Origin of the sequence: Campylobacter iguaniorum (genome assembly GCF_000736415.1) — a bacterium.
Taxonomy (GTDB): domain Bacteria; phylum Campylobacterota; class Campylobacteria; order Campylobacterales; family Campylobacteraceae; genus Campylobacter; species Campylobacter iguaniorum.
Window position 1 is genome coordinate 861545 of the sequence record NZ_CP009043.1, and the last position, 24529, is coordinate 886073.

The 24529-nt window shown below is 35.3% G+C and carries 20 protein-coding genes and 1 pseudogene; 11 read left to right on the forward strand and 10 right to left on the reverse strand.

Annotated elements, in window-relative coordinates; all coding sequences use genetic code 11:
• Nucleotides 1–692: 692 nt before the first annotated feature.
• The 8 genes and pseudogenes from CIG1485E_RS04300 to CIG1485E_RS09700 form a co-directional block, all read right to left on the reverse strand.
• Nucleotides 693–1646 carry a methylenetetrahydrofolate reductase gene (locus tag CIG1485E_RS04300; protein WP_051870918.1) on the reverse strand — a complete coding sequence of 318 codons (954 nt, stop codon included), beginning with the start codon at nt 1644–1646 and terminating at the stop codon, nt 693–695.
• Between the two features lie 38 nt (nt 1647–1684).
• Complete coding sequence (gene metE / locus CIG1485E_RS04305) at nt 1685–3943, reverse strand: 5-methyltetrahydropteroyltriglutamate--homocysteine S-methyltransferase (RefSeq protein WP_038454095.1); 2259 nt, start codon at nt 3941–3943, stop codon at nt 1685–1687.
• Nucleotides 3944–4413: 470 nt separating this feature from the next.
• Entirely contained in the window at nt 4414–6504 is a 2091-nt protein-coding gene (locus tag CIG1485E_RS04310; protein ID WP_038454098.1) for an RNA degradosome polyphosphate kinase, read from the reverse strand.
• Between the two features lie 101 nt (nt 6505–6605).
• A complete protein-coding gene (locus CIG1485E_RS04315; protein ID WP_038454100.1) occupies nt 6606–7898 on the reverse strand; it encodes an MATE family efflux transporter in 1293 nt (430 codons plus the stop codon).
• Nucleotides 7899–8104: 206 nt separating this feature from the next.
• The gene (locus CIG1485E_RS04320; protein WP_081867136.1) at nt 8105–9553 is read right to left on the reverse strand and encodes an SLC13 family permease; all 1449 of its coding nucleotides are present in this window, start codon (nt 9551–9553) and stop codon (nt 8105–8107) included.
• A 74-nt stretch (nt 9554–9627) separates the two neighbouring features.
• A complete protein-coding gene (uvrB, locus tag CIG1485E_RS04325; protein WP_038454102.1) occupies nt 9628–11604 on the reverse strand; it encodes an excinuclease ABC subunit UvrB in 1977 nt (658 codons plus the stop codon).
• Nucleotides 11605–11720: 116 nt separating this feature from the next.
• Entirely contained in the window at nt 11721–12131 is a 411-nt protein-coding gene (locus tag CIG1485E_RS09695; protein ID WP_407637584.1) for a CZB domain-containing protein, read from the reverse strand.
• A gap of 54 nt (nt 12132–12185) precedes the next feature.
• A pseudogene (locus CIG1485E_RS09700) lies at nt 12186–12422 on the reverse strand (methyl-accepting chemotaxis protein); the annotation flags it as partial.
• A 626-nt stretch (nt 12423–13048) separates the two neighbouring features.
• On the opposite strand from CIG1485E_RS09700, the gene CIG1485E_RS04335 reads away from it, so the two are divergent.
• Genes CIG1485E_RS04335 through CIG1485E_RS04350 form a run of 4 tightly spaced genes read left to right on the forward strand, consistent with a single transcriptional unit; the run spans nt 13049 to nt 15741 of the window.
• On the forward strand, nt 13049–13282 hold the full coding sequence (locus tag CIG1485E_RS04335; RefSeq protein WP_038454105.1) for a hypothetical protein: 234 nt from the start codon (nt 13049–13051) through the stop codon (nt 13280–13282).
• Nucleotides 13279–13503 carry a hypothetical protein gene (locus tag CIG1485E_RS04340; protein ID WP_038454108.1) on the forward strand — a complete coding sequence of 75 codons (225 nt, stop codon included), beginning with the start codon at nt 13279–13281 and terminating at the stop codon, nt 13501–13503. Before CIG1485E_RS04335 ends, CIG1485E_RS04340 begins: the two co-directional genes overlap by 4 nt.
• A gap of 14 nt (nt 13504–13517) precedes the next feature.
• Nucleotides 13518–13901, forward strand: coding sequence for a prepilin-type N-terminal cleavage/methylation domain-containing protein (locus CIG1485E_RS09665; RefSeq protein WP_038454110.1), 384 nt, complete (start codon nt 13518–13520; stop codon nt 13899–13901).
• Nucleotides 13902–13911: 10 nt separating this feature from the next.
• The gene (locus CIG1485E_RS04350) at nt 13912–15741 is read left to right on the forward strand and encodes a primosomal protein N' (protein ID WP_038454112.1); all 1830 of its coding nucleotides are present in this window, start codon (nt 13912–13914) and stop codon (nt 15739–15741) included.
• On the opposite strand, the gene CIG1485E_RS04355 is transcribed toward CIG1485E_RS04350, so the two are convergent.
• Together CIG1485E_RS04355 and rpe are read right to left on the reverse strand one after the other, a co-directional pair.
• Complete coding sequence (locus CIG1485E_RS04355; protein ID WP_081867137.1) at nt 15738–16526, reverse strand: 3'-5' exonuclease; 789 nt, start codon at nt 16524–16526, stop codon at nt 15738–15740. The two genes, CIG1485E_RS04350 and CIG1485E_RS04355, sit on opposite strands and share 4 nt — an antisense overlap.
• A gap of 2 nt (nt 16527–16528) precedes the next feature.
• Entirely contained in the window at nt 16529–17170 is a 642-nt protein-coding gene (rpe, locus tag CIG1485E_RS04360) for a ribulose-phosphate 3-epimerase (protein ID WP_038454118.1), read from the reverse strand.
• A 125-nt stretch (nt 17171–17295) separates the two neighbouring features.
• Between rpe and rseP the strand changes: the two genes are divergently transcribed.
• The 7 genes from rseP to CIG1485E_RS04395 all read left to right on the forward strand — a co-directional run bounded on the left by rseP (nt 17296) and on the right by CIG1485E_RS04395 (nt 24487).
• Nucleotides 17296–18408, forward strand: a complete 1113-nt coding sequence (gene rseP, locus CIG1485E_RS04365; RefSeq protein WP_038454121.1) for an RIP metalloprotease RseP — start codon at nt 17296–17298, stop codon at nt 18406–18408.
• Nucleotides 18405–19022, forward strand: a complete 618-nt coding sequence (locus tag CIG1485E_RS04370) for a YggS family pyridoxal phosphate-dependent enzyme (protein WP_038454123.1) — start codon at nt 18405–18407, stop codon at nt 19020–19022. The genes rseP and CIG1485E_RS04370 overlap by 4 nt, the downstream gene beginning before the upstream one ends.
• Nucleotides 19019–20851, forward strand: a complete 1833-nt coding sequence (locus CIG1485E_RS09190) for an AraC family transcriptional regulator (protein ID WP_051870919.1) — start codon at nt 19019–19021, stop codon at nt 20849–20851. Before CIG1485E_RS04370 ends, CIG1485E_RS09190 begins: the two co-directional genes overlap by 4 nt.
• Nucleotides 20852–20986: 135 nt before the next feature.
• A complete protein-coding gene (locus CIG1485E_RS04380) occupies nt 20987–22558 on the forward strand; it encodes a flavocytochrome c (RefSeq protein ID WP_051870920.1) in 1572 nt (523 codons plus the stop codon).
• Nucleotides 22558–22965, forward strand: a complete 408-nt coding sequence (locus tag CIG1485E_RS04385; protein ID WP_051870921.1) for a cytochrome c3 family protein — start codon at nt 22558–22560, stop codon at nt 22963–22965. Before CIG1485E_RS04380 ends, CIG1485E_RS04385 begins: the two co-directional genes overlap by 1 nt.
• A gap of 10 nt (nt 22966–22975) precedes the next feature.
• Nucleotides 22976–23566 (forward strand): cytochrome c3 family protein, encoded by a 591-nt coding sequence (locus CIG1485E_RS04390; RefSeq protein WP_038454127.1) that lies wholly within the window; start codon nt 22976–22978, stop codon nt 23564–23566.
• A gap of 84 nt (nt 23567–23650) precedes the next feature.
• A complete protein-coding gene (locus CIG1485E_RS04395) occupies nt 23651–24487 on the forward strand; it encodes a helix-turn-helix domain-containing protein (protein WP_038454129.1) in 837 nt (278 codons plus the stop codon).
• The last annotated feature ends 42 nt before the right edge of the window (nt 24488–24529 follow it).

Sequence of the window (24529 nt, forward strand, 5' to 3'; positions counted from 1 at the left end):
ATAAATGATTGATATTTTGATTTGCGTTGTTTTTATAGATTTATCTTCTTGCTTAATCATAAATTTACAGCCGTAACGGTTATTAAAAAACAAATAGATAATATATAAACAAACTATCTATTTAAATATTAAACCAAACTATAATTCGTGTTTAGGCTTAATTTCGAACAAGTCTAATATTTAAGCTGTTGTTTTAATTTTTAATAAGCAAATAACAAATAAGGTAAATCGCCCAAAAAAAGTATTTAAAATTTAGCTGATAATTTACTATATAATTTTTTGTTAAATTCTTAGCTAAATTTGATGGATAAATTTTTATCATACAAAAAGTAAAGTTATCCAAATATCCTTAAATACATACTTTAACTTACCAATATACAACGGCAGAATAGGATATAAATAAAAGATTGAAAATTAACGTTTTCAATACAAAATAATAAAAATAGCTTGTATTTTACTTTTTTGGCTAAATTTAGCCGGCTTAGAATTTGAACTTGATGTAAATATCCCATTTTACCCATCATCTATTATTTTGCTTCTTTTATTGCGTTATATAATATTTTTTTATTAAAGCTTGTTATTTTATATATTTATAATTTTACTATATATAAATATTATATATTTTATTTTGCATTATTTAAATGAGAATTTGAATATAAATTTAAAAATAAATATGGACTAAGATTAGTCCATTATTCTGTCATTTTTGAAGCACTTTGCCAGATTTCTCTATATGAAAGCTCTTTTTCATCTTCGATGATTTTTTGTATGCCATTTAGTAGATTTATAGAAGCTTCTATTTCGACTTTTCTAGTAGAAATACTCTCTACATTTGCCCCTACGCTGATGCCCTTTGCTTTTGCGTATTTAAACAAAAACTCAAACATATCAAGGCTCAAACTTACAGAGCTTTCTAAGGCATTTTGACTGCTAAATAGCCTATCTTCAAAATATTCTGGAACTGCTATGCCAAGCCATTTCATAAACTCAAGCGTTTTGCTGCTTCCACAAGGCGTGAAAGTAAAGATTATAGGTACTTTTTTGACTCCAAGATTTGCATAATCATCTATAAAGCGTTTAGCATTTTCTATATTATACACAGCTTGTGTGATAAAAAACTTGCATCCTTTTATGGATTTTCCAGCTACTCTTAAATCTTCATCGCCCTTTTTTATATGGCGTTCTGGTATGCAAATCCCACCAAGAGTTACGCCCTGCCCGCACTCATTTTTAAGCTTGTATGCATCATTTAGTGCGAGTTTTTGCTTGTCTTGTTTAGAGCTTGCTCCGACAAAAACGCTTAGTGTGTCGCTGCTAGAGCTTTGCAAAAACTCTCTAAACTCTGCTTCGTCGTAGTTGCCTACAGCTTTATAAATGACTGCTGGATAAGCACTATGCAAGAACTCTTTATGGTATATTTCAGGTTTTATCGTGCAGATAAACTCAAAAGTGCGCTCAGAGCTATTTCTATTGCTTTCATCTTGTAAATCATATATCACAAGCCCGTCAAATTTGCTATCTTTCAGCCTTTCTAGTTGCTTATTTGCTATCTCCTCAGCCTCTTCTTTGCTTAAATTTATCTTCGGCGGAGTTATACCATATAGCAAAATGCCTGGCGTGTTGCTTTCTATCTTGTCTTTTAGCATTTTTTATCCTTTAAATTCGCTCCAAAAGGAGCGAAAATTTAGCTTAGACGTACGATTTTAACAGCGGCAGTCATATTTTTAAGGCTTGGTTTAACCTCTTCCCATTTTCTTGTTTTTAGTCCACAATCTGGATTTATCCATAGTTGGCTTTTTGGAAGAACTTCAAGAAGTACGTTTATTTGAGTTGCTATCTCTTCGACGCTTGGAACTCTTGGGCTATGTATGTCGTAAACGCCAGGGCCGACTTCTTGTTTGTAGCCTACTGATTTAAAGATTTTTAGTAGTTCGTTACCGCTTCTAGCAGTTTCTATGCTTATGACATCAGCGTCCATTGCTTCAATTGTTTTAATGATGTCGTTGAACTCAGAATAACACATATGAGTGTGGATTTGAGTTTCGGCTTTAGCCGCTGAAACGCTTAGTTTGAAGCAATCAACTGCAAATTTCTCATAAGCTGGTATGTTTTCACGTCTTAGCGGATAACCCTCTTTGAACGCTGCTTCGTCTACTTGAATGATCCTAATTCCGGCATTTTGCAAGTCGTCTATCTCATCATAAATCGCAAGTGCTAGCTCTTTTGCTATCTCGCTTCTTGGTTTATCATCACGCACAAAGCTCCAATTTAGGATAGTTACTGGTCCAGTTAGCATACCTTTCATGATTCTTTTGGTTTTGCTTTGAGCATAAGTGATCCATTCCACTGTCATAGCTTTTGGGCGACTAACATCACCAAAAAGAAGAGGTGGCTTAACGCAGCGACTACCATAGCTTTGAACCCACGCATTTGTGCTAAATGCATAACCTTTAAGCTGCTCTCCAAAATACTCGACCATATCGTTTCTCTCTGGCTCACCATGTACCAAAACATCGATGTCGCACTCTTCTTGGAATGCTATACAATCATCAATATATTTTTTGATATCAGCTTCATAGGCTTCTTTTGTAATAAGGGCTTTTTTATAAGCATTGCGGACTTGGCGAAGTTCTGGGGTTTGTGGGAAGCTGCCTATTGTTGTAGTTGGAAGCTCTGGAAGGTTAAATTTAGCCTTTTGGATTTTGATACGCTCTTCATATGCCACGTCTCTTTGGAATTTGCTTAGATTTGCAACTCTGTTTTGAACTGCTTTATCATTTACTAAATCTGAAGTTTTACGTGATTCTATGGCGTTTTTATTGGCTTTTAACCAAGCTTCTCCTGACTCGCAGAATTTCTCACCATCGACTAGTTTTCTTAAATGTTTTACTTCAGCTAGTTTTTCTACTGCGAAGCTAAGCCACTCTTTTATGCTTAGTTTTTCTTCGTATTTCAAAGTATAAGGCACGTGTAAAAGCGAGCAAGAAGTACCGATATTTAGGCGTTCGCTTGGGATATATTTTTTGATTTCGTTGATTAAGTTTAGTTTGGCTTCGATGTCGCTTACCCAAACATTTCTTCCATCTATCACACCAGCAAAGACGGTTTTATCGCTATTTGCTAGGATTTCAAGAGATGATTTTTGGCAAGTTGCATGAACAAAATCAAGTCCAACGCCCCAAATTTTAGTTTTTACTACCTCTTTTACAGCTTCAGTTGCATGCTCAAAATATGTCATAAATATGATTTTGACATTGCTTTTTGTGGTTAGTTTTTCATATGTTGGGACAATTTTTTCAGCTAGTTTTTCGGCTTTGTCTGTCACAAAAATCGGCTCATCTATTTGAACTACTACTTCATTATCAAGATTTGAAATTTGATCTATTAATTTTGCATATTGCTCTACCAAAGCATCTAAATGGCATAGCGCGCAGCTACCATCAGTGGTTTTGCTAAGTGCTAAAAATGTGATAGGTCCTATCAAATTTATCTTTGGATTTGCGATTCCAAATGCCTTTGCTTCTTTATATTCATTCAAAATTTTGTCTGAATTTAGGCTAAAAGTACTCTCACGGCTAAGCTCTGGTACGATGTAATGGTAGTTTGCGTTAAACCATTTTGTCATTTCCATAGCAACGCTTGTTTTGTTTCCACGTGCCATTGAAAAATAAAGCTCAGTTTCGCTAAGTCCTTTAAATCTTGGTGGAATAGCTCCAAAAGTTACGATATTATCAAGCATTAAATCATAATATGAAAAGTCATTTACGCTGATAAAATCAATATTTGCATCTTTTTGATAGCCCCAGTGGCGTGCTTTTAGCTCGCTAGCGACTTTCTCGACCTCGCTAAACTCACTCTTGCCAGCCCAAAAACTCTCAAGTGCAAATTTAAGCTCTCTTTGCTCACCTATTCTTGGAAATCCTGTTATAAAACTTTTTGACATTATTTATCCTTTAAAAAATACATAAAAAAAGGTCTTCTGACCAACTATAAAAAAATATTTAAGATTAAAAATTTAGATAATTTCTATGCATTTCAAAAAAGATAAGTGGCGGTTTAACTCCATGAAGTTTGTAAAATAATTTATCATTATCTAAATGCAATAAAAACTGCTTGTGATGTAATGCTAAGCGAGTTTTGCGTCTGAATATGCAGTTGCAGTGAATTGGAAATGTAACTATAAAAGATAAATATGAAAATATGCTTATAAAAGTAAACTCCAAATTCAATAGAAATTTGAACTTTCTATCTTTTTTTAAAGCTTTATTTATCGCCTTGTAGGCTAATACACATGGGACAACTCATATCTCAATGCCTTTATAGTTAAAAATTCTGATAATAGTACCAAAAATATAATAAAAAATATCTTAAATAAAATAAAATTTAATCAGTGAGCCAAATGACTCACTGAGATTAACTATCTTTAAATAGTTTTGAAGCCAAAATTTGGGCTTTGTCTTGGTCGCTATCTTTTTTGAGTGTTTTAAAAACTCTATTTAAATGGTCTTCAAAAAACTCATGGTTGTTTAGTGGTTTTTCATTGTCACCTCTTATGACGCTTGTGTATTCTCCATCGCTTCCAAGCTCATAAGCAAGCTCATTATCGCTTAGTTGAAGTCTTAAGATCTCACTTAATTTGTCTTGAAGCATCTCATCATAAATCGGAGTCATTAGCTCCAAGCGGCGTTCTAAGTTTCTTGGCATCCAATCAGCGCTTGAGATGTAAAATTTCGGATCGGCGTGCTTGAAGTAAAATATCCTAGCGTGCTCAAGGTATTTTCCTATGATAGATCTTACTCTGATATTTTCGCTGATACCTGCAACTCCAGGTCTAAGGCAACAAATACCTCTGATGATAAGATCGATTTGCACCCCTGCTTTGCTCGCATTATACAGTGCTTTTATCACATCACTATCGACTAAAGCGTTCATTTTGGCAATTATTCTGCCATCTTTTCCAGCTTTTGCTTCATCTTTTATTTTTTGTATGACTCTTTCTTTTATTTGCATTGGAGACATGGAAAGTGCGTTTAATCTGCGGTTTTTGCTAAATCCAGAAAGAATGTGAAAAAAAGTCGTTGTGTCCTTTGCAAACTCTTCTCTGCTTGTAAAGTAGCTAATATCAGTATAAATTTTCGCACTGCTTCCGTTGTAATTACCAGTTCCAAGATGCATATAAAATTTAAGCTTATCGCCTATTTGGCGGATTACTTGGCTTACTTTTGCATGGACTTTAAATCCTGTTATTCCATAGATTACGTGAGCTCCGGCGTTTTCTAGTGCTTTTGCCCAGTGGAGATTATTTTCTTCATCAAATCTAGCTTTTAGCTCGACCATTACAGTCACTTGTTTGCCATCACTTGCAGCGTCTATTAGAGCTTGGATGAGGCTTGAGTTTTTCTCAACTCTATAAAGTGTCATGCGTATAGATATGACTTTTGGATCTTTTGCAGCTTCTTTGATGAACTGCGCTACAGGATCAAAGCTCTCATAAGGGTGAAAAAGCAGCACGTCTTCTTTGTCTATGGCATCAAACATTGAGACGTTTTGCCCAAAGGGTGGAAGTGTTTTTGGTGTGTATGGTGGCAAAAGAAGATGAGAAAACTCCTTGTCGCCGATGATTTGCCAAAGTGCACCAAGAGTTAGTGGAATGCTATTTTCGTAGATGTCTTTGTAGAAAATCTTCATATGCAAATTTAGAAAATCAAGTATTTCAGGATCTGGATCTTTTTCGATTTGTAAGCGGACGAAAGCCCCTTTTCTGCGGAGTTTCAAGCCCTGCTCTAATATCATCATGAAGTCATCTGCCTCTTCTTCTTCGATAACCATATCAGCATTTCTTGTAACTCTAAACGCGCAGCTTGCAAGTAGCTTATATCCAGGGAAAATCTCCTCAGCGTGGCGATGAACTATGCTTTCAATCGGTACATAAACGCCATCCCCTGCATTATAAAATCTTGGCAAAACACGGCTAATGCGTATCATTCCAAATTTGATTATCTCAGGGTGATCTGAGTCACAAAGTTTGACCGCAAGCCCAAAGCTAAGATTGTTTAGATGCGGAAATGGATGAGTAGCATCGACTGCGATAGGTACGATAACTGGCAAGATATTTGAGAAGAAAAACTCATCAGCTTTGCTTTTGACATTTGGTGCAAGGTCTTCGTATTTTTGTATATGAAGCCCAGCATTTGCGAGTTTTGCAACTGTATCTTTATAGTGATGTTCTAAAATTTGTTGCTCATCTTTTAGGTATTTTCTTATCTCTCTAAGCTGATCAAGTGGCGTCATTTCGTCATTTCCACTGACTACAACTCCAGCGGCGAATAGTTGCTTAAGTCCAGCTATTCTAATCATATAAAACTCATCTAAATTTGTGCAGTAAATTGCTATAAATTTGAGTTTTTCTAGCAATGGTAAGTCTTTTTCACATTGGCTCAAAACTCTTGAGTTAAATCTCAGCCAAGACAGTTCGCGATTGATAAAAATATCTTTATTCTCCATAAACCAACCTTAATAAATTTTCTATGATTATACAAAAAATTCGTAAAAAAATACTTAATACTATCAATTTAAGACAACATTTAAACTAAATTTATTTAAATTTAGACTACTTGCAATCTTTTAATAAAAAATATACAAAATATACTCGCCATAAATTTAGCAACAAAAACAGTTATCCACACTCCATTTATGCCAAAAAATTCTACCAAAACAAAAAGCAAAACTATAGGCAGCAAATCAGAAATGATAGCCACTCCAAACGATAGCATAGGCTGATTTGTCGATGTGAAGCAAGTATCGCAAAACTTCACAAACCAAGAACAAAGATAAACCAGACTAAATATCATCAAAGCATCTTTTCCAAGTGCGATAAACTCAGCGTCTTTACTAAAAATAGCGATGATAAACTCAGCACCAAGCTGGGCTAAAATAAAGCCTAAAATAGAGATCAAAGCGGCTGTAAAAAATGCGATTTTATAGAGTTTTGATAAGATATTTTTGTTTCTAGCACCGTATTGATAACTAAATAATGGCTGAACTCCATCACACATACCCATTATAATCCCGCTTACTAAAAACTCAATAGATATAATAGCGCTCAAAACTGCCACGCCAGTAGTCCCTGAAATATCAAGCAAAATAGAGTTTGCAACTACCATAAAAATAGATGATGAAATGCCGACTAAAAACCCAGAGCTTCCATTAAAAATAATATTTGTAAATAGCTTCAAATCCATGTAAATTTTCGTAATTTTTAGGTTTAAGTCTTGCAAAACAAATGGCAAAAACGCTATCAACGCTCCAATACTCATACTGATACAACTAGCCAAAGCCGCACTCCAAAGCCCCCAGCCAAAAACGACCAAAAATAGATAATCCAAAATGATATTTAAAAGTGCTGCAATGACATTTACAGCCATGCTATATAGAGGTTTTTTGGCGATTCTTAAGTAATTATCCAAAGCAAAAAGCAAAGAAATAACAGGATAAAAGATGATGTAAACTATGGCAAACTCAAAGCATAAATTTGCAAGTTCTTTATCTTCTATTAGAGCATCACAAATTTGCCTTGCAAATAAAACCCCAAATACCAAACAAACGCTCGCCATAAAAATGATAAAAATCAAACTAAAGCTAAAAATACCGCTTGCAACTTTACGTTTTTTAGCTCCAAGGTGGAGTGAAATCTGCACCGATGAGCCCATGGCAACGACGTCGATAATACTAAAACCAATCATCACAAACGGCATCACAAGCCCAACTGCCCCAAGTGCTTTTGCACCAAAAATCTGTCCGACAAATATTTCATCAACCAAAAAATAGATAGAAATAAAAACTATGCTTATGATATTTGGTATTGTGTATTTCAAAAATAATTTTGTTATTTTATTCATTGTTTAACCTTTTTATATTTTAAATTTAGTTTGTGATTTAAAATATTTTGGTTACCAAAGTGTGTGAGAAGCCTGTATGTAGAGATTTTCAAGGCAAAAAGCGTGAATTTCAAAATGATAAATTTCTCTCAATTTTTGCCTTTCTTTTAAATTTTGGTTCGAATTCTACACAAATTTTTATGAATTTAAATTAAATTTATAAAAATTTAAAATGAAAGTAGTCCAAATTTGCCTAGAATTATTAAAATTAAGTAGCCCACAACCATGCCAAAAGCACCGATAATAATGCCGACTATTGCCATGTCTTTTTGCTTGATAAAACCTTTTGCGTAAGCTAAAGCGTTTGGTGGAGTGCTAATAGGCAAAGCCATAGCAAGTGAGGCAGACAGAGCTAAAGATATAAGCAAAACATGAATCCCACCAAAGCTCTCAAGAGTGCCTTGCATACTCATGCCAGCTGCTGCTAAAATAGGTATAAGAAGCGCCGCGGTGGCTGTATTACTCATAAATGTAGACATGGCGTAGCACAAAAGTCCAGCCCCTATCATCATCGTTAAAACTGAATATGAATTAAACGGAATATGCTCTACTAAATTTTTAGCAAGACCCGTTTCATTTAGCCCTACGCCAAGCGCAAAACCACCAGCCACGAGCCACAGCACGTCCCAGTCTATGAGCTTTAGATCATCTTTTGTGATGACTCCAGTGACTGAAAAAACCGCAAAAGGAATGAGTGCTACTACATTCGCATTTACTCCAGTAAATTTATCACTTATCCAAAGAAGTATAGTGATGGCAAACGTGACATAAACAATGTAGGCTTTGGGTGATTTTTCAAATTCACCAGTTAGCTCTATTTTTATCTCTTTTTGCTCAAATTTAAATAGCGTTTTTAAAAGCCACCAAGAAAATAGAAGTATGATAAGCATGATTGGCACCATAATCATCATCCAACCAAAAAAGCTCACATCAGCCCCAAGAGTGTCTGCTATGTATTTGATAGCTATGGCGTTTGGTGGAGTGCCTATTGGAGTGCCGATACCACCGATGTTTGCAGCTATTGGGATAGACATGGCTAGAGCGATTTTGCCTTTTACATCATTTCTAAGTGAGGCTAGGACTGGCGAGAGTATTGTAAGCATCATCGCAGCTGTGGCTGTATTACTCATAAACATAGAAAAAATCGCAGTCATAATAATAAATCCCAAAAGTACCATATTTGCATTCGTGCCAAATGGCTTGAGAAGTGCTTTTGCAAGACTAGCGTCAAGCTTGTATTTGGAAGCTGCGATGGCTAGGACAAATCCTCCCATAAAAAGCATAATAATAGGATCGGCAAACGTCGCCATAATGTTTTTATAATATATAAAAGTGCCATATTTGTTTAAAATTTCACTTGTCGAGCCAGCTGGCGGTAGCATAAACTTAAAACTACTAGTCGAAACGCTCAAGTGCATAAGTACAATAACCATAACAGAAGTCGTCCAAATAGCGATAGCTTCAGTGATCCAAAGGCTAGCAGCTAGCACGAAAATCGCTGCAACTCTTTGCTCTACTATCGTCAGCTCAAAAGGAAAAGCCTCGCTTGGCAAAAACCAGACAATGAGTGCTGAAATAATGCTGATGTATAATTTTATCTGTTTTGTTATCGTCATTTATAAATATTCCTAAATTTAATGCGTCATTCTATATAAACTAAATTTAAACGTAAATAAAATATATGAATTTTTTACAAATCTCTTAGCTTTGCTATCTCATCACGCAAAGCTGCAGCCTTTTCAAACTCCAAATTTTTCGCAGCTTCAAGCATCTGTTTGCGTAGCTCTTTGACTATTTTGGCTCGCTCGCTCGCTGGCATTTTTTCTAATTTTTTGGCTTTATTGTATAGATTTGGTGTGTCCTCTTCTTTTAAGCTATCTTCAATATTTCTAGTGGCTGACTTTGGCGTGATACCATGTTTTTTATTGTATTCATCTTGATATTTACGTCTTGCTTCAGTGATGTCAATGGCCTCACGCATTGAGTTTGTGATTTTGTTGGCAAATAAAATAACAGTTCCATGCTCGTTTCTTGCAGCTCTTCCCATTGTTTGGATCAGGCTTGTGCGACTTCTTAAAAACCCCTCTTTATCAGCGTCCAAAACCGCCACCAAGCTCACTTCAGGAAGATCCAAGCCCTCACGGAGCAAATTTATCCCCACAAGCATATCATAATCGCCTTTTCTAAGCCCACGTATTAGCTCGTTTCTCTCGACTGCATCGATATCTGAGTGCATATATTTGACCTTTATACCAAGCTCTAAATAATACCTTGTAAGCTCCTCGCTCATCTTTTTTGTTAGCGTCGTGACTAGCACCCTTTCGCCATTTGCAATAACTTTTTTAGCTCTATCAAATAGGATTTCGACTTGATTGTCGCTGCTTATGACTTCTATTTTTGGATCAAGCAGACCAGTTGGGCGTAAAATTTGCTCGAAAATATGACCCTTTGAGAGCTCAAGCTCATATTCGTTTGGAGTAGCTGAAACAAACAAAAAATTCGCCTTTTTGCTGATAAACTCATCAAATTTAAGCGGACGATTATCCAAAGCACTTGGCAGACGAAAGCCATACTCCACCAAAACCTCTTTTCTACTTCTATCTCCTGCATACATTCCACGAAACTGTGGCAAACTCACGTGGCTCTCATCGACAATAACAAGATAAGGCTTATCATCAAGCTCAAAATAATCAAACATCGAATAAGGCGTCTCTCTAGCCTTTTGCCCTGTTAGATATCTTGCATAGTTTTCGACGCCCTTTGTGCTGCCTGTACTTGCTAGCATCTCAAGGTCAAATTCTACTCTTTGCTTTAGTCTTTGATACTCAACTAGTCTATTTTCTTTTTGATAAAATTCCAACCTACTTTCAAGCTCTAGCTCAATGTCCTTTATGGCTTGTTTTAGTCTATTTTCACCGACTACAAACTGGCTTGTTGCGTAGAGTATAAATTTACTCACGTCATTTGTGCGTTTGTTTTCTAATACGTCAAAATGATACATACTCTCAAGCTCATCACCAAAAAACTCAAGCCTGATAGCCTCGTCATTGAAATACGCTGGATAAATATCGACCACATCGCCATTCACGCGAAAATCTGAGCGATCAAAATACGCATCATTTCTTTTGTATCCCATATCGACTAGCTTTAAAAGTAGCTGTTTTTGGTTGAGCTGCATTCCTTGAGTAAGGGTTAAAACCATGCCTTTATACTCAGCTGGATTTCCTAAGCCGTAGTTGGCTGATACGCTAGCTACGACGACGACATCGTCAAACTCAAGCAAATTTGCAGTCGCAGAAAGACGCAAACGCTCAAGCTCATCATTTATAGAGCTATCCTTTTCAATAAATAGATCAGAACGCGGTATATAGGCTTCTGGCTGATAATAATCATAGTAGCTGATGAAGTATTCGACGTGGTTTTTTGGAAAAAAGCCTTTGAACTCGCTATAAAGCTGAGCTGCTAAGCTTTTGTTGTGCGTCATGATGAGAGTTGGCATATTTAGGCGTTTTATCACGTTTGCCATAGTAAAAGTCTTGCCACTTCCAGTAACTCCTAAAAGCACGTTGTATTTGTTGCCATTTTGGATTGAGCTTACAATATTTTTTATAGCGTTTTCTTGATCTGGGCTTGGCTGAAATTTGCTTGATATTTCAAATTTATCCATATATCCTCTTTTGTTTTTGTGGAATTATAACCAAACTAGATTATTTAAATTTAAATTATAAGAAATTAAGTATTAAATTGTGTTGGCAAAATCTAAATTTACCAACACAGATAAAATCAATCTTCTAAATGCGTATTTTTGTAGTTTTTGCTTTTCTTCTCTATGATCTCATGAACTAAGTTGTCTAGTATCTCAAATAGACGATTAGAGTTTTCTTCTGCATGGTTAAACATATCTATAGCAGATCTTAGGTTGCCCTCTTTGTTTATTATATCTAGTCCGCCATTTACGTATTTGTGGACATTTGCGTGAGGTTCATCTATGAGTGAGTAGTTTGTCGCGTCTCCAAGAACCTCTTTTGCATCTGCTAAATACCATTTTCCAATGCGACAGTTTTTATGATCTCCAAGGCTATTTGGACACGTTATAGCGTTGTTATAACCGTTTATTTTGAAAACTACGTGGTCGCATTTTGCTAGTGATATAAATATCTCGTAGTAAGCGCACATAGACTCAAACCCTATCATATCTGATATTTCATAGACTTGATCGACATTTGATTTAAGTCCGTTTATACTATCGTTTGCTATGGTTGAGCTTTTATCTACGTTATTATTTACTTCTATCATTTCTACGGCATTTTGTTTTAGGATATTGATATTTGCTTCAACTTCCCCAGTCGCCTTTTGTGTTTTTTCGGCAAGCTTTCTTACTTCATCTGCCACTACAGCAAATCCTCTTCCAGCCTCTCCTGCACGTGCTGCTTCGATAGCTGCATTTAGAGCAAGTAAGTTTGTCTGATCTGATATATCTTTTATCAAATTTATAATGTTTGTTATCTCTTCTACACTTCTATTTAAATTTGAAGCTACATCTTTTGATCTATTTGTCGTTTCTGCTATAGATACTATCGATTTTATAAGATCGTTAGTAAGCTCGCTTAATGATTTTGTCACGTCTAAGCATTGATCTGATTTTTGAGATATCGATTTTACTCTTGAGAGTCTTTCTAAATTCTTTTGTATAGAAGAAAAATCAAATTTTTCACCTTTGATCATTAAATGAACTATGTCCATTTGATCTTTCAAAAGTTTGTTTTGAGCTTTTAATGTCTCATTTTCCAGCCTTAAAGCTTCAAATTTAGCTTCGTCTATTTCAGGACTTGGCTTTTCTTCTTTAGGGATTATGACTTCTGGTTTTTTGCCAAACACGTTTTTCTCCTTTTGGATTTGTTGGTTATTTATAAAAATATAAATAAAAAATATATAATATGTCTATTAAGGATATATTACAAACGAAATTATAATTACAAACACATTAATCTAATATAAAAATTTGCATTATATGTGGCTTATAGTTTTATAAAAACATATCTATTTTCAGATAATTATGAACAAAAGTATGCTAAAATTAGATTATATTTTTAAAAAATAAAGGAATGATTATGTTTGAAAATGAAAAAGTTTTAAATACCCTAGCTTCAAAAGTAACTGAACTAATGCTAAAATATGAAGAAGTGTGCGAAGCAAACGAGGCTTTGAGAAACGAGCTTGTAAGCGTAAAAGCACAAAATGAAGCTAAAACAAATCAAATAATGCGCCTTGAAGAAGAGCTAAAAACTCAAAATCTTGCTAGCGACGACCTACTTAAACAAGTTGAAGCTGTTCTTGGTAAATGAAACAAATAGTCCTTACAATAGCCTCTAAAGACTACACTATAAGACTAGAAGACGACTTCGCAGAGGCTTTTGCGGCTGATATAAAAAAGCTGCTAAATGACAAATATCAATTTGGCGTCAAAGAGCTACTGACTGCTTTTGTGCAAAAATGCCATGAAAACTACACTCAAGAGTCTGAAATGGATAAAATCCTTGGCGATTTAGACAAGACTTTGAAATAAATTTAGGAAAAAATATGAAAAAGGGATTTACTTTAGTTGAGCTTATTTTTGTCATAGTTATACTTGGTGTTTTAGCATCTATCGCTGTGCCAAGACTAGTCGCAAACAAAGAAGACGCGCAAATAACAAAAGCTAAAGTCGAAGTAGCAGCATTGCGATCTGCCATAATGCTTATGAAAAACCAGAATCTTTTGCAAGGCACAGTTGGATATCCTGATCTATCAAGCAAAGAGATAACGGCAATTGCAAACGTTTCAAAAAACTGGACAAAATCTGAAAATACATTTACGCTAAATTTAGATGGTAAAACCGTAACTTTTACATATAAAAAAGATGATGGATCTTTTAAATGTGATGATACAAATGAATTATGCAAAAAAATAGAAAGCGAACTATAAATAATAATCAATGTATTATTATGAAGTAGCTATTAGTGGTGCCTCGCTTCCACCACTAACTTATGAATTTACCACTCTTTTAGAGCCATTCTCAGAGGTAAAAATCAAACTAAAAAACAAAATTCAAACAGGCTATATCGTGCGTGAGGTTGATAAGCCAAGCTTCAAAACTGCCGAAATTTTAGAACTCACTGGAGCCAAACTCACAGGGCTTCAAATAGAGCTTTTGAAGTTTATATCTTATTATTATACTTGCGAATTAGGCGTGGCATCTGGGCTTTTTGAGCCGTGTTTGGATACAAAAATATTTAAAGGAGAATTTACCAAATCTCCAAATTTAAGCCCAAAACAGCTTGAGGCTCTAAACTACGCAAAACAAAATCAAATTTCACTGCTTTTTGGCGATACGGGAAGTGGCAAAAGCGAGGTTTACATCTCTTTAATCAAAGAGTTTTTAGACGCCGGCAAGCAGGCTTTGTTTTTGATGCCAGAAATCTCACTAACCCCACAAATGCAAAAACGTCTTGAAGAGTATTTTGGGTGTGGCGTTGGGATTTGGCATTCAAAAATCACTCAAAAATCTAAAAAAGAGCTTTTGGAGAAGTTTTTTAGCGGCGAGATAAAGCTAATTGCTGGAGCTAGGTCGGCTCTGTTTTTACCATTTACCGATTTGGGCGTTATAGTCGTCGATGAAGAGCATGATGACAGCTACAAAAGCAGCTCAAAGCCGTATTATAACGCAAGGGATTTAAGCGTTTATCTGGCTAAATTTGGTATAAAAGTGCTTCTTGGAAGTGCGACGCCAAGCGTGAGTAGCTTTGATAAATTTAACCATTTTAGGCTCAAGGGGACTTTTTTTGAATCTCAAAAAGAGTTCATCTACGATGAGAGCGCGACAGCGCTTAGCCAAACCATCATAAATGAGCTGAGAAACTCACTAAATTCAGGTAAGCAGGCTGTTGTGTTTTTGCCTACAAGGGCGAATTTTAAGTTTTTGCTCTGCAAGGAGTGCAATAAAAGTATAAAATGCCCATATTGTAGCGTTTCGATGAGCTTGCATAAAAAGACAAATGCTCTAAGGTGTCATTATTGTGGGTTTGCTATGCCTATCCCAAAAAGCTGCCCAAATTGTGACTCTCAAATGCTAGAATCCAAAAAAATCGGTACAAGTGAGCTTGTCTTGGAGCTTGAGCGTGAGTTTGAAGGCGTAAGAATAGCTAAATTTGATAAAGACGAGATAACAACGCACAAAAAGCTCACAACGCTTCTTAAAAACTTCAATGACAAAAAAATAGACATACTTGTCGGCACTCAAATGCTAAGTAAGGGTCATGACTATCACAATGTCGATTTGGCTGTGATAATGGGGCTTGATGAACACCTTGAATACTGCGATTTTAGGGCGCGCGAAAAGACTCTCTCGCTTGCTATGCAAGTGGCTGGAAGAGCTGGGCGAGCTAGCAAAGCAAAAGTCATTATCCAGACTTTGCAAAAAGATTTTTTTGAGAATTATATCAGCGATTATGATAAATTTATAGAAGATGAGCTGGAGTTTAGAAATCCATTATATCCGCCATTTGCAAGGCTTCTTAGGATAATCATAAGCGATAAAAGTGAAGCAAACGCGCAAAATTTAGAAGAAGAAATTTTAAAAAATATAGCAAGCATACCTGATTTGCAGATTATCGGTCATGGAAAGGCCTTGATAGAGTTTATCAACTCTAAATTTAGAAGAGAGATTATGCTTCGCTCAAGCTCACATATACCGCTTTTAAAGGCTGCAAATGTGGCGAGCAGATTTGGCGGCAGTGCTGACATAGATCCGGTGAGCTTTAACTAGCTTTGGATAAATGGCGTGTTTGGGAGCTTTAAGCTTTTGGCTGTTTTGCTAAAATTTATCAGATCTTCGACGCTTTGGACACTCCAAGGCACTCTTTTAACGCACTCTTCAAATATCAAAGCTGCCGCAACTGCGTCATTTAAGGCTCTATGGTGGGCGTTATTTATGCCTAAAAGCTCTTTTAAAGTGCCAAGCCCGTATTTTTGCGATGGGATCGTGCGACGTGCTAGATCTATGGTGCAAATTCGCCTATTTAGTAGCATTCCAAAACCGATTTTTTCTAAGCTAGCGCTGATAAAATCATAGTCAAATTTGACATTATGAGCGATAAAAACGCTATCTCCTAAGAATATTTTAAACTTTTCAAGCACGCTTGCAAGACTTGGAGCACCTACTAAATGCGAGGGATAAATCCCAGTAAGCTCACTGATATTTTCTGGGATTTGCTCGGCATAAACAAAGCTTTCAAAACGCCCTATTTCTTTGCCATCTTGGATTTTTACGGCACCTATTTCGATGATTTGACCAGTTTTTATCCCGCCATTTGTCTCTATATCCACCACACAAAAAACTTGATCTTTGAACTCCGTATATCTACTTTCAAGTGTGATTTTACCAGTTTCTGTTTTGAGTAAATTTAGCCCCAAAACGTGCCAATCATCAAAATTTCTTATATTTATCAGCTCTTTTATCTCTTCAATATCGTTTGCTTTTTGCAAAAAATCATGGAAATTTAGACTAGTTTTGCCAAGCAAATTTATAAAGTTTTCTAGCTTCTTTTCCAAATTTACAACTTTAATGCTTTTATAGCTTCTTCATAACTGCTTGAGCCAAAGACGAAGTTGCCAGCTACGACTATGTCAGCTCCTGCCTCGTCTAGCTCTGGAGCGTTTAGTCCATTTACGCCGCCATCGACTTCTATTAGGCATTTTGAGCTTGTTTTTTCTATCAGTTCTCTTAGCTGGGTTATTTTTTTAAGCACTGAAGGTATGAATGCTTGACCGCCAAATCCTGGATTGACACTCATCAAAAGCACCATATCGACCTCTTTTATGATGTATTCTAGCGATGAAACTGGCGTGTGTGGGTTTAGCACGATTGCAGGGCTAACGCCGTTTTTTCTGATGTGGTCAATGAGCCTTAAAGGGTGCTTTTCTTCTTCTATGTGAAAGCTTAAAAACTTTGGTTTGAGTGGCAAAAACAGATCCACAAAAAACGGCACATTTTCTACCATTAAATGTATATCAAGTGGCTTGGTGGCTGCCTTTGCTACGGCTTTTACTACAAGGGGTCCAATTGTCAAATTCGGCACAAAATGTCCGTCCATCACATCTACATGCACAAGATCAGCTCCAGCCTCGCAAATAGCCTTTACTTCATCACTTAGCTTTCCAAAATCAGCCGATAAAATGCTTGGTGCTACATACATAAATTTACCTTTAAAATTTTGCGTTATTTTAGCGTTTCATTACATAAAATTTAATAAAATAACAACTTTTTATTGAGATTTTCTTTGTAAATTTATGATATACTAAATACAAAAAAAGGATAAATTTGAAGAGTTTGGTTCTATTTTTGATGATTTTAGCGTTTGCATTTTGGCATTATGGAGTGCATTTTAGTGTGACGATTTTGGCGATTTCGTTTTTGATATTTTTCCATGAGCTCGGGCATTTTTTGGTTGCTAGATTTTTTGGTGTGAGAGTAAATACATTTAGCGTTGGTTTTGGGGAGAAAATATATACAAAACGAGTTGGCAATACTGATTATTGCCTTAGTGCTATCCCGCTTGGTGGATACGTGCAGCTAAAAGGGCAAGATGATTTAGACCCAAATACTAAAAATTACGACCATGACAGCTACAATATTTTAAGCCCTATTAAACGCATCGCTATACTTTTTGCTGGGCCGTTTTTTAATCTCTTGCTTGCATTTTTTTTGTATATTGCCATAGGATTTATGGGCGTTGATAAGCTAGCGCCAAATATCGGGACTGTCTTGCCAAACTCAGCTGCACTTAGTGCTGGGCTAGTTAAAGATGATAAAATTTTGAGCATAAATGGCGTGAAAATCAACGAATGGGAAGATATAAAAAGACAAGTTAGCCTCTCTCCATTAGACTTAGTCGTGCAAAGAGGAGATGAAACTCTAAATATAATCTTAACCCCAAAAATAGGCGAAAGCATAAATATTTTTAGAGAAAAAGTAGAGGTTCCGCTCATTGGGATTTCTCCAAATGGCGACATAATTAAGGTTTATCATAGTGGATTTTCTAGTTTGAGTTATGCTTTTAGCCAGACTGTTGAGGCTTCAAAACTCATCTACAAAGGGCTTGAAAAGCTCATAATCGGCGCAGTTCCACTCAAAGAAATGGGTGGAATCGTGGCGATGGCTGACATCACGACCAAGGCATCTCAGATAAATTTATCAGTTTTATTTCTTATAGTGGCTTTAATATCTGTAAATTTAGGCGTGCTAAATCTACTCCCGCTTCCAGTATTAGATGGCGGACATATAGTTTTCAACCTTTATGAGATGATTTTTCGCCGTCCTGTTAATCAAAGGGTTTTTAACGCGTTAAGCTATGGATCTATGATGTTTTTGTTTGCTTTGATGGCATTTACGATATTTAATGATTTGTTACGACTTGCAGGAGTTTATGAATGAAATTTGATGAAATTTTAAAAAAAGTTGGTGATGCAAAGCTGATTGCTGTATCTAAAAACGTGAGCGAAAACGAGGTTTTGGAGCTATATAAACAAGGTCAAATGGACTTTGGCGAAAACAGAGTTCAAGAGCTAAAACGCAAAAAAGAGATTTTAAGCGAGCTAAATTTAAACTGGCATTTTATCGGTAGGCTTCAAACAAATAAGATAAATCATCTCATTTCTCTTCGCCCTACTCTTTGGCAAAGTTGCGAGAGCTTAGAAATGGCAAGAGCTGTGGATAAAAGGCTTGATTTCAAGCTTGATTGCTTGCTTCAGATAAACTCAGCCCACGAAGATACTAAGCAAGGCGTGGATCCAGACAAGGCGATAGAAGAGTTTTTGCGTATTAAAGATGAGTGCAAAAATCTAAATTTAGTTGGTGTGATGAGTATCGGAGCTCATGAAGATGACGCAAAAATAGTCCAAAAAAGCTTTGAGCTAACGCGCGAAATATATGAAAAATTACAAAATCACGGGGCAAAAATCTGCTCAATGGGTATGAGTAGCGACTTTGAGCTTGCCATAAAATGCGGTTCAAATATGGTTCGCTTAGGAACGATACTGTATAAATGAAACGCATTATAAAAAGAGATACAAAACCATTTTTTGCTATTAGCTTTATTTTTCTTGTATTTCTTTTTATAAATTATGCTTACAACTACACCACTCTAAAAAACAGCATTAGCAGATACGAACAAGGCGTTTTTGATAGAGTAAAACTCAAAATCGATGATTGGAATAAAGCAAATTTCATCGATGTAAATAAAATGGTAAAACTCATCGAAGAAGAAAACCTCCAAGACCATAAATCCTTGCAAGAGCTTATGTATAAATTGCAAAAAAACTCAAATTTCCCATATCTTATACTTGGGTTAAAAAGTGGAGAATTTTTTATTTCAGATAAAGAGTTTGTCACACCACACAACTACACTCCAGTAAAAAGAGATTGGTTTAATGACGCTTTAAACGCTGGTGGGACTATAGTCACAAGACCATATTTTAGTATGCGTTTAGGGCTTAGAAGTGTTTCTATCTGCTCTCCTATAAGGATTTTTGGTGATGTTGGGGTATTTTGTGGTGGTCAGCCATTTAAGTTTATATCAAATTATTTTAATGAATATAAATCGCTTTATGACAAGGATTTGTTTTTGATCGATTCGCAAGGCGAAATACTTGGCAAAACAACAAAGAGCGAAAGTATAAATTTAAATGACCCAAACTATATCAAATTCCCTGTACTAGGTACAAAATGGTTTATTGTATTTGAGAGAAATGATGAAATTTACACAAGTAGTTTGAGTGAGTTTTTTATGATGAATTTGATATTTTATGGTTTTTTTGTATTTATATACTTTTTTACAAATTTATTTTGGCTCAAAGAACATCAAAAAAGCGACCAACTCATTGGCAAGCAAAATGAGTTTATCAAAGATGCTTTAGTGAATAAAAATAGCTCCGTTTTGGTTAGCTGTGATGAGAGTTTTAACATCACTTCAAAAGAGCTTGAAAGCTTTTATGATATATTTAATGGATCAAATTTAAAAGAAAATATCCTAAACTCAAAGTATATTTTAGATGAAGAAAAACAGAGATTTTTTAGCACTCATGAGCAGTATAAAAATCTTACGATAAACGGCAAAACTTATCTTGTCACGACAACTGATGCAAATGATGATATAAGCTTTTTGTTCCAAGATATAAGCTATGAAGAGGTAAAAAAAGAGTATGATGGAACGCTTGATAGGGTTTTGCTTTTTATTCATAAAAATATAGATGACGATAGCCAATGCATCGATAAACTAGCTGCGATAAGCGGATATTCAAAGTTTCATTTTCAAAGAATGTTTAAAAACTACACCGGTCAGACTTTAGCAAATTATCTAAGGCAAGCTCGTTTAAATAAGGCTAAATTTTTACTTAGTTTTACGAATGAAACCATATCAAATATAGCTTATAATAGTGGATTTTCGCATATAGAAAGCTTCAGTAGAGCTTTTAATAAAGAATTTGAGCTAAGTCCGAGTGCATTTAGAGATAAATCCAAAAAAGAAATTATTAAAGATGAGCTTTATTATGAAGAAATTTTTATGGATGAGCTAAACCTTACTATTACATTTAGTCAAAATAATGCTAAGTTTTTAGAAGGCGACAGGTATTTTCTGATAGAATATTCAAATTTAATCTACGGCGCAAAAACAAACTCAAATCCAGACATCACTATAAGAAAATTAAAATTTGTAAAAGTCGATTTCATACGTACTGGTTTAAATTTAGAGCTTATTTTAAACAAAATTTATACAGTTTTTTATGATTATGAAGCTTATAAGCACGAAATTCCTATAGCATTTTATACCAAAAATGAATTTGATAAAATAAATTTCATATACATAAATATAGCTTAGATACCTAATTTATCATATCTACACATTATCTAACAAATAATGCTTTTAACAAATTTAGCACATTTTTTATTTCTGTAAATTTTTAATTCATTTATAATTCCATTGTTTTTGATTTTAAACATAAGGAGAATAAAAATGGATACTAACAAAAGACATACGCTAAAAATGCTTGGCGGAATGGCTGCTGTATCATTGCTTCCAACTTTAAGTTTTGGTAAGGTTCACGCAAATGACGTGCCAAGATGGGATGAGAGCTTTGATGCTATAGTAGTTGGTAGTGGTTTTGCTGGAAGTGCAGCTATGATATCATTGATGGATTATGGTCTAAAAAACTGCGTGATGATAGATAAAATGCCATATCTTGGTGGCAACTCAGCATATAGCGGAGGAAGTATCGCAGTAGCTGGAACTTGGATCCAGCAAAGAGATGGGATAAAAGATGATCCAGAACTTCAGATAAAAGATACATTAAAAAGCGGTAGAGATCTAAATGATTTAGAGCTTGTTAGAGTTATGGTGTATTCTGGTCCTGAGACCTTTACTTGGCTTGAAAAAAATGGAGTTAAATTCAAATGGGTAAGTAGAAGTGGCGGACATACAAATCCAAGAAGCCACTCAGCTGGAGCTGGTAGCTACATCACTCGTCCACTTCAAGAAACCATACAAAAAATCGGCGGTCAGATAAGAACTCGCATTATCATGGACGACATAATTTACAATGATAATGGTGAAGTCGTGGGGATAAAGGTTCGCGAAAAGTATGAGTTTAAATTTGATAGGCTTGCAGCTGAAGAGGATAACAAAAGCGGTCAAGTTCGCTACTATAGATGCTATGGTGGGCTTATTTTAGCTACTGGCGGATGGTCAGCCGATACTAAATTTAGAATCAAATTTGATCCAGTTTTGAAAGAAGATGTGCTTACGACAAACCACATGGGAGCTACAGGATATACAGTAAGAAAGCTTATAAATGATGATATCAAGTTTGTAGATATGGAGCATTTGCAAAGATTTCATGTAACAAGTCAAGATGAGCCGTTTTTTGGGTTTGCGTATCGCTGGATAACAAGAGCTTACGCGTATGGTCTTATGGTAAATCCAAAAACTGGGCTTAGATTTGTCAATGAAATAACAGATAGAAGACGTGCGAGCGACGCGATTTGGGGTATGAATGAAAAAGGCACAAACCCACCTACTCTAATCATGGATATTGAAGGTACAAAAACTGTTGATATCAAAGACTTACAACGCGGCATGGCAGTGGGCGCTGTTAAGCAGTTTGAAACCATGGATGAGCTTATAGCTTATTATGGTATCAACAAAGAGCCGTTTTTACAAGAGCTTAAAGAATATAATGAATGGGTTGATGCAGTATCTAAAAATCCAGATCTCAAAGACCCTAAATTTGGCAGAAATTACTCTGCGTATAAGGGCAAATTTATCAAAGTAGAAAAGCCGCCATTTTTCGCAGCTCGTCCAGGACCAAAGGTGCACCACTGTATGGGCGGGATAAAGACCACAAAAGACTGTGAAGTATATAACAACGATATGAAGTTGGTTGCTGGGCTTTATGCTTGTGGTGAAGTCACTGGTGGAAGACACGGATTTAATAGGCTTGGCTCAAATGCTGTGCTTGATTGCTTGGTATATGGCAAAAGAGCTGGAGCTGCTCTAGCAAAAAGATATAACGATAAAAGGGGTGCATAATGAAAACTATAATTTTAGCTTTATTTATGTTTTGTGCTTGTGTTTTTGGCTTACAGCTAGATCCACTTGTAAACCAAAAAGGCGAGATAATAACTGATTTTAGCCAAAAGGCATTTCCTATAACTGGAGTGCACCAAAAGCTAAATCTAGACTGCAAAAGCTGTCACTTAGAAAAAGAGCAAAAAGACTACTCTTCAGCAATGCAAGGCTCATGTCTAGCCTGCCATGGAAGCTATGATAAACTAGCTGAGGCAACTGGCGGTCTAGGTCATAATGATAATATCCACAAAAGTCCGCACTACGCAGCGCTTGATTGTGATAACTGTCATAAAGCACACCAACCAACGCTAAATATGTGCCTAAGATGTCACACGCAAGAATCTATGAAAAAACTAAAAGTTAAGTAAGGGGTAAAAGATGAAAAAAGTTATAACAATTGTTGCAATAACACTCATTGCTACTTTAGTGCTTATCTTTGGTGGTAAAAAAGTAGTAGAAGTCACTGGAGATTATCCATTTTGTGGGGCTTGTCATGCTTGGGATGGAGCTATAGCTCAGACAAACTTAGCCGACACTGTGCATGGAGCTAGTGCAAAACACGGTGTCAAAGTCACATGTACAGACTGCCACTTGCCTCATGATAGCAATATAGGATATCTATTTACCAAGGCTAAAAACGGCGTTGCAGAGGGATTTACTACAATATTTGGCGATCCCAAGAAAAAAGACTGGCTTGGCAATAGAGAACATGCTAGAAAAAACTATACTTTTGATAGTTCATGTCTAAAATGCCACGCAAATATCCTAAAAGTAAGTGATGGAAATATTACTAGAAAGACAAATCAAATGCATGAAAAATACGTGCAATTCAAAGGCACAAAAGACGCTATGAAATGTACTGACTGCCATAAACACGTAGGCCATAAAAACCTTGGTTCAATGCTTTATGAGCAAAAATTTCATCAACCAAACTCATGGGATGAGTGGGAAAAGGAGAGAAACAAATAACTACGTGGCGTTTTAAAACTCATAAAAGGCTGTAAATTTGCAGCCTTTTATGGTATAATTCATTAAAAATAAAAGAAAATTGATATGAATTTACCAAATGATCTACTAAACAAATACCAAAATATATGCAACGATAATCTTATTTTTGTAAAATATAAGGTAGAAAAATCCACGCCAAACTATGAAGCAAGCTTTAGACAAAATGCAATAATATACGTCAAAACTGGTCAAAAAATAGTAATTACTCCTAAAAACAAATATACTATAAATCAGCAAGAATTGCTATTTTTGCCTTCGACTAGCCATACTTTAAGCGATATAAGTAAAAATGGTAGCTATGAGTCTTGGATACTATTTTTTAGCGATGAAATTATCATAAAGCTTCTCAAAAAATACAATATAACCACAAAGCCTTGTCAAAATAATAATGAAAATATAAGTTTTATTGCAAAAAATAATATAATCATAAATTTATTTGAATCACTAAATTTATATAACTCAAATTTAGATGTTAAAGAGATACTAGATCTCAAATTTGAAGAGCTATTTTTGTATTTAGTTAAAAGCAATAATAAAGAGTTTATATCCTATATAAACCAGATAAAAAGGCTGAATTTGCTTGATTTTAAAAGTATGTTTTTTGAAGATTTTATCTATGAGAATGTGGCTTCTATGGCTAAAACTGCTAAAATGGATATAAGTAGTTTTAGTAGAAAATTTAAGCTAGTTTTTGGCAAAAGTCCAAAAGAATGGCTAGATGATAAGAGATTTGAGCTAGCCTTGCAATTAGTCAAAAACTCAAATAAAAATATAAATCAAATTTGTCTAGAATGTGGATTTGGCTCGCCAGCGTGGTTTATAGCTAGATTTAAAGCTAAATTTGGCACAACTCCATATAAACTAAAAATATCAAATAACTAGTATAATTTAACATAAAAAATATATATTTTATATCAAATTTCT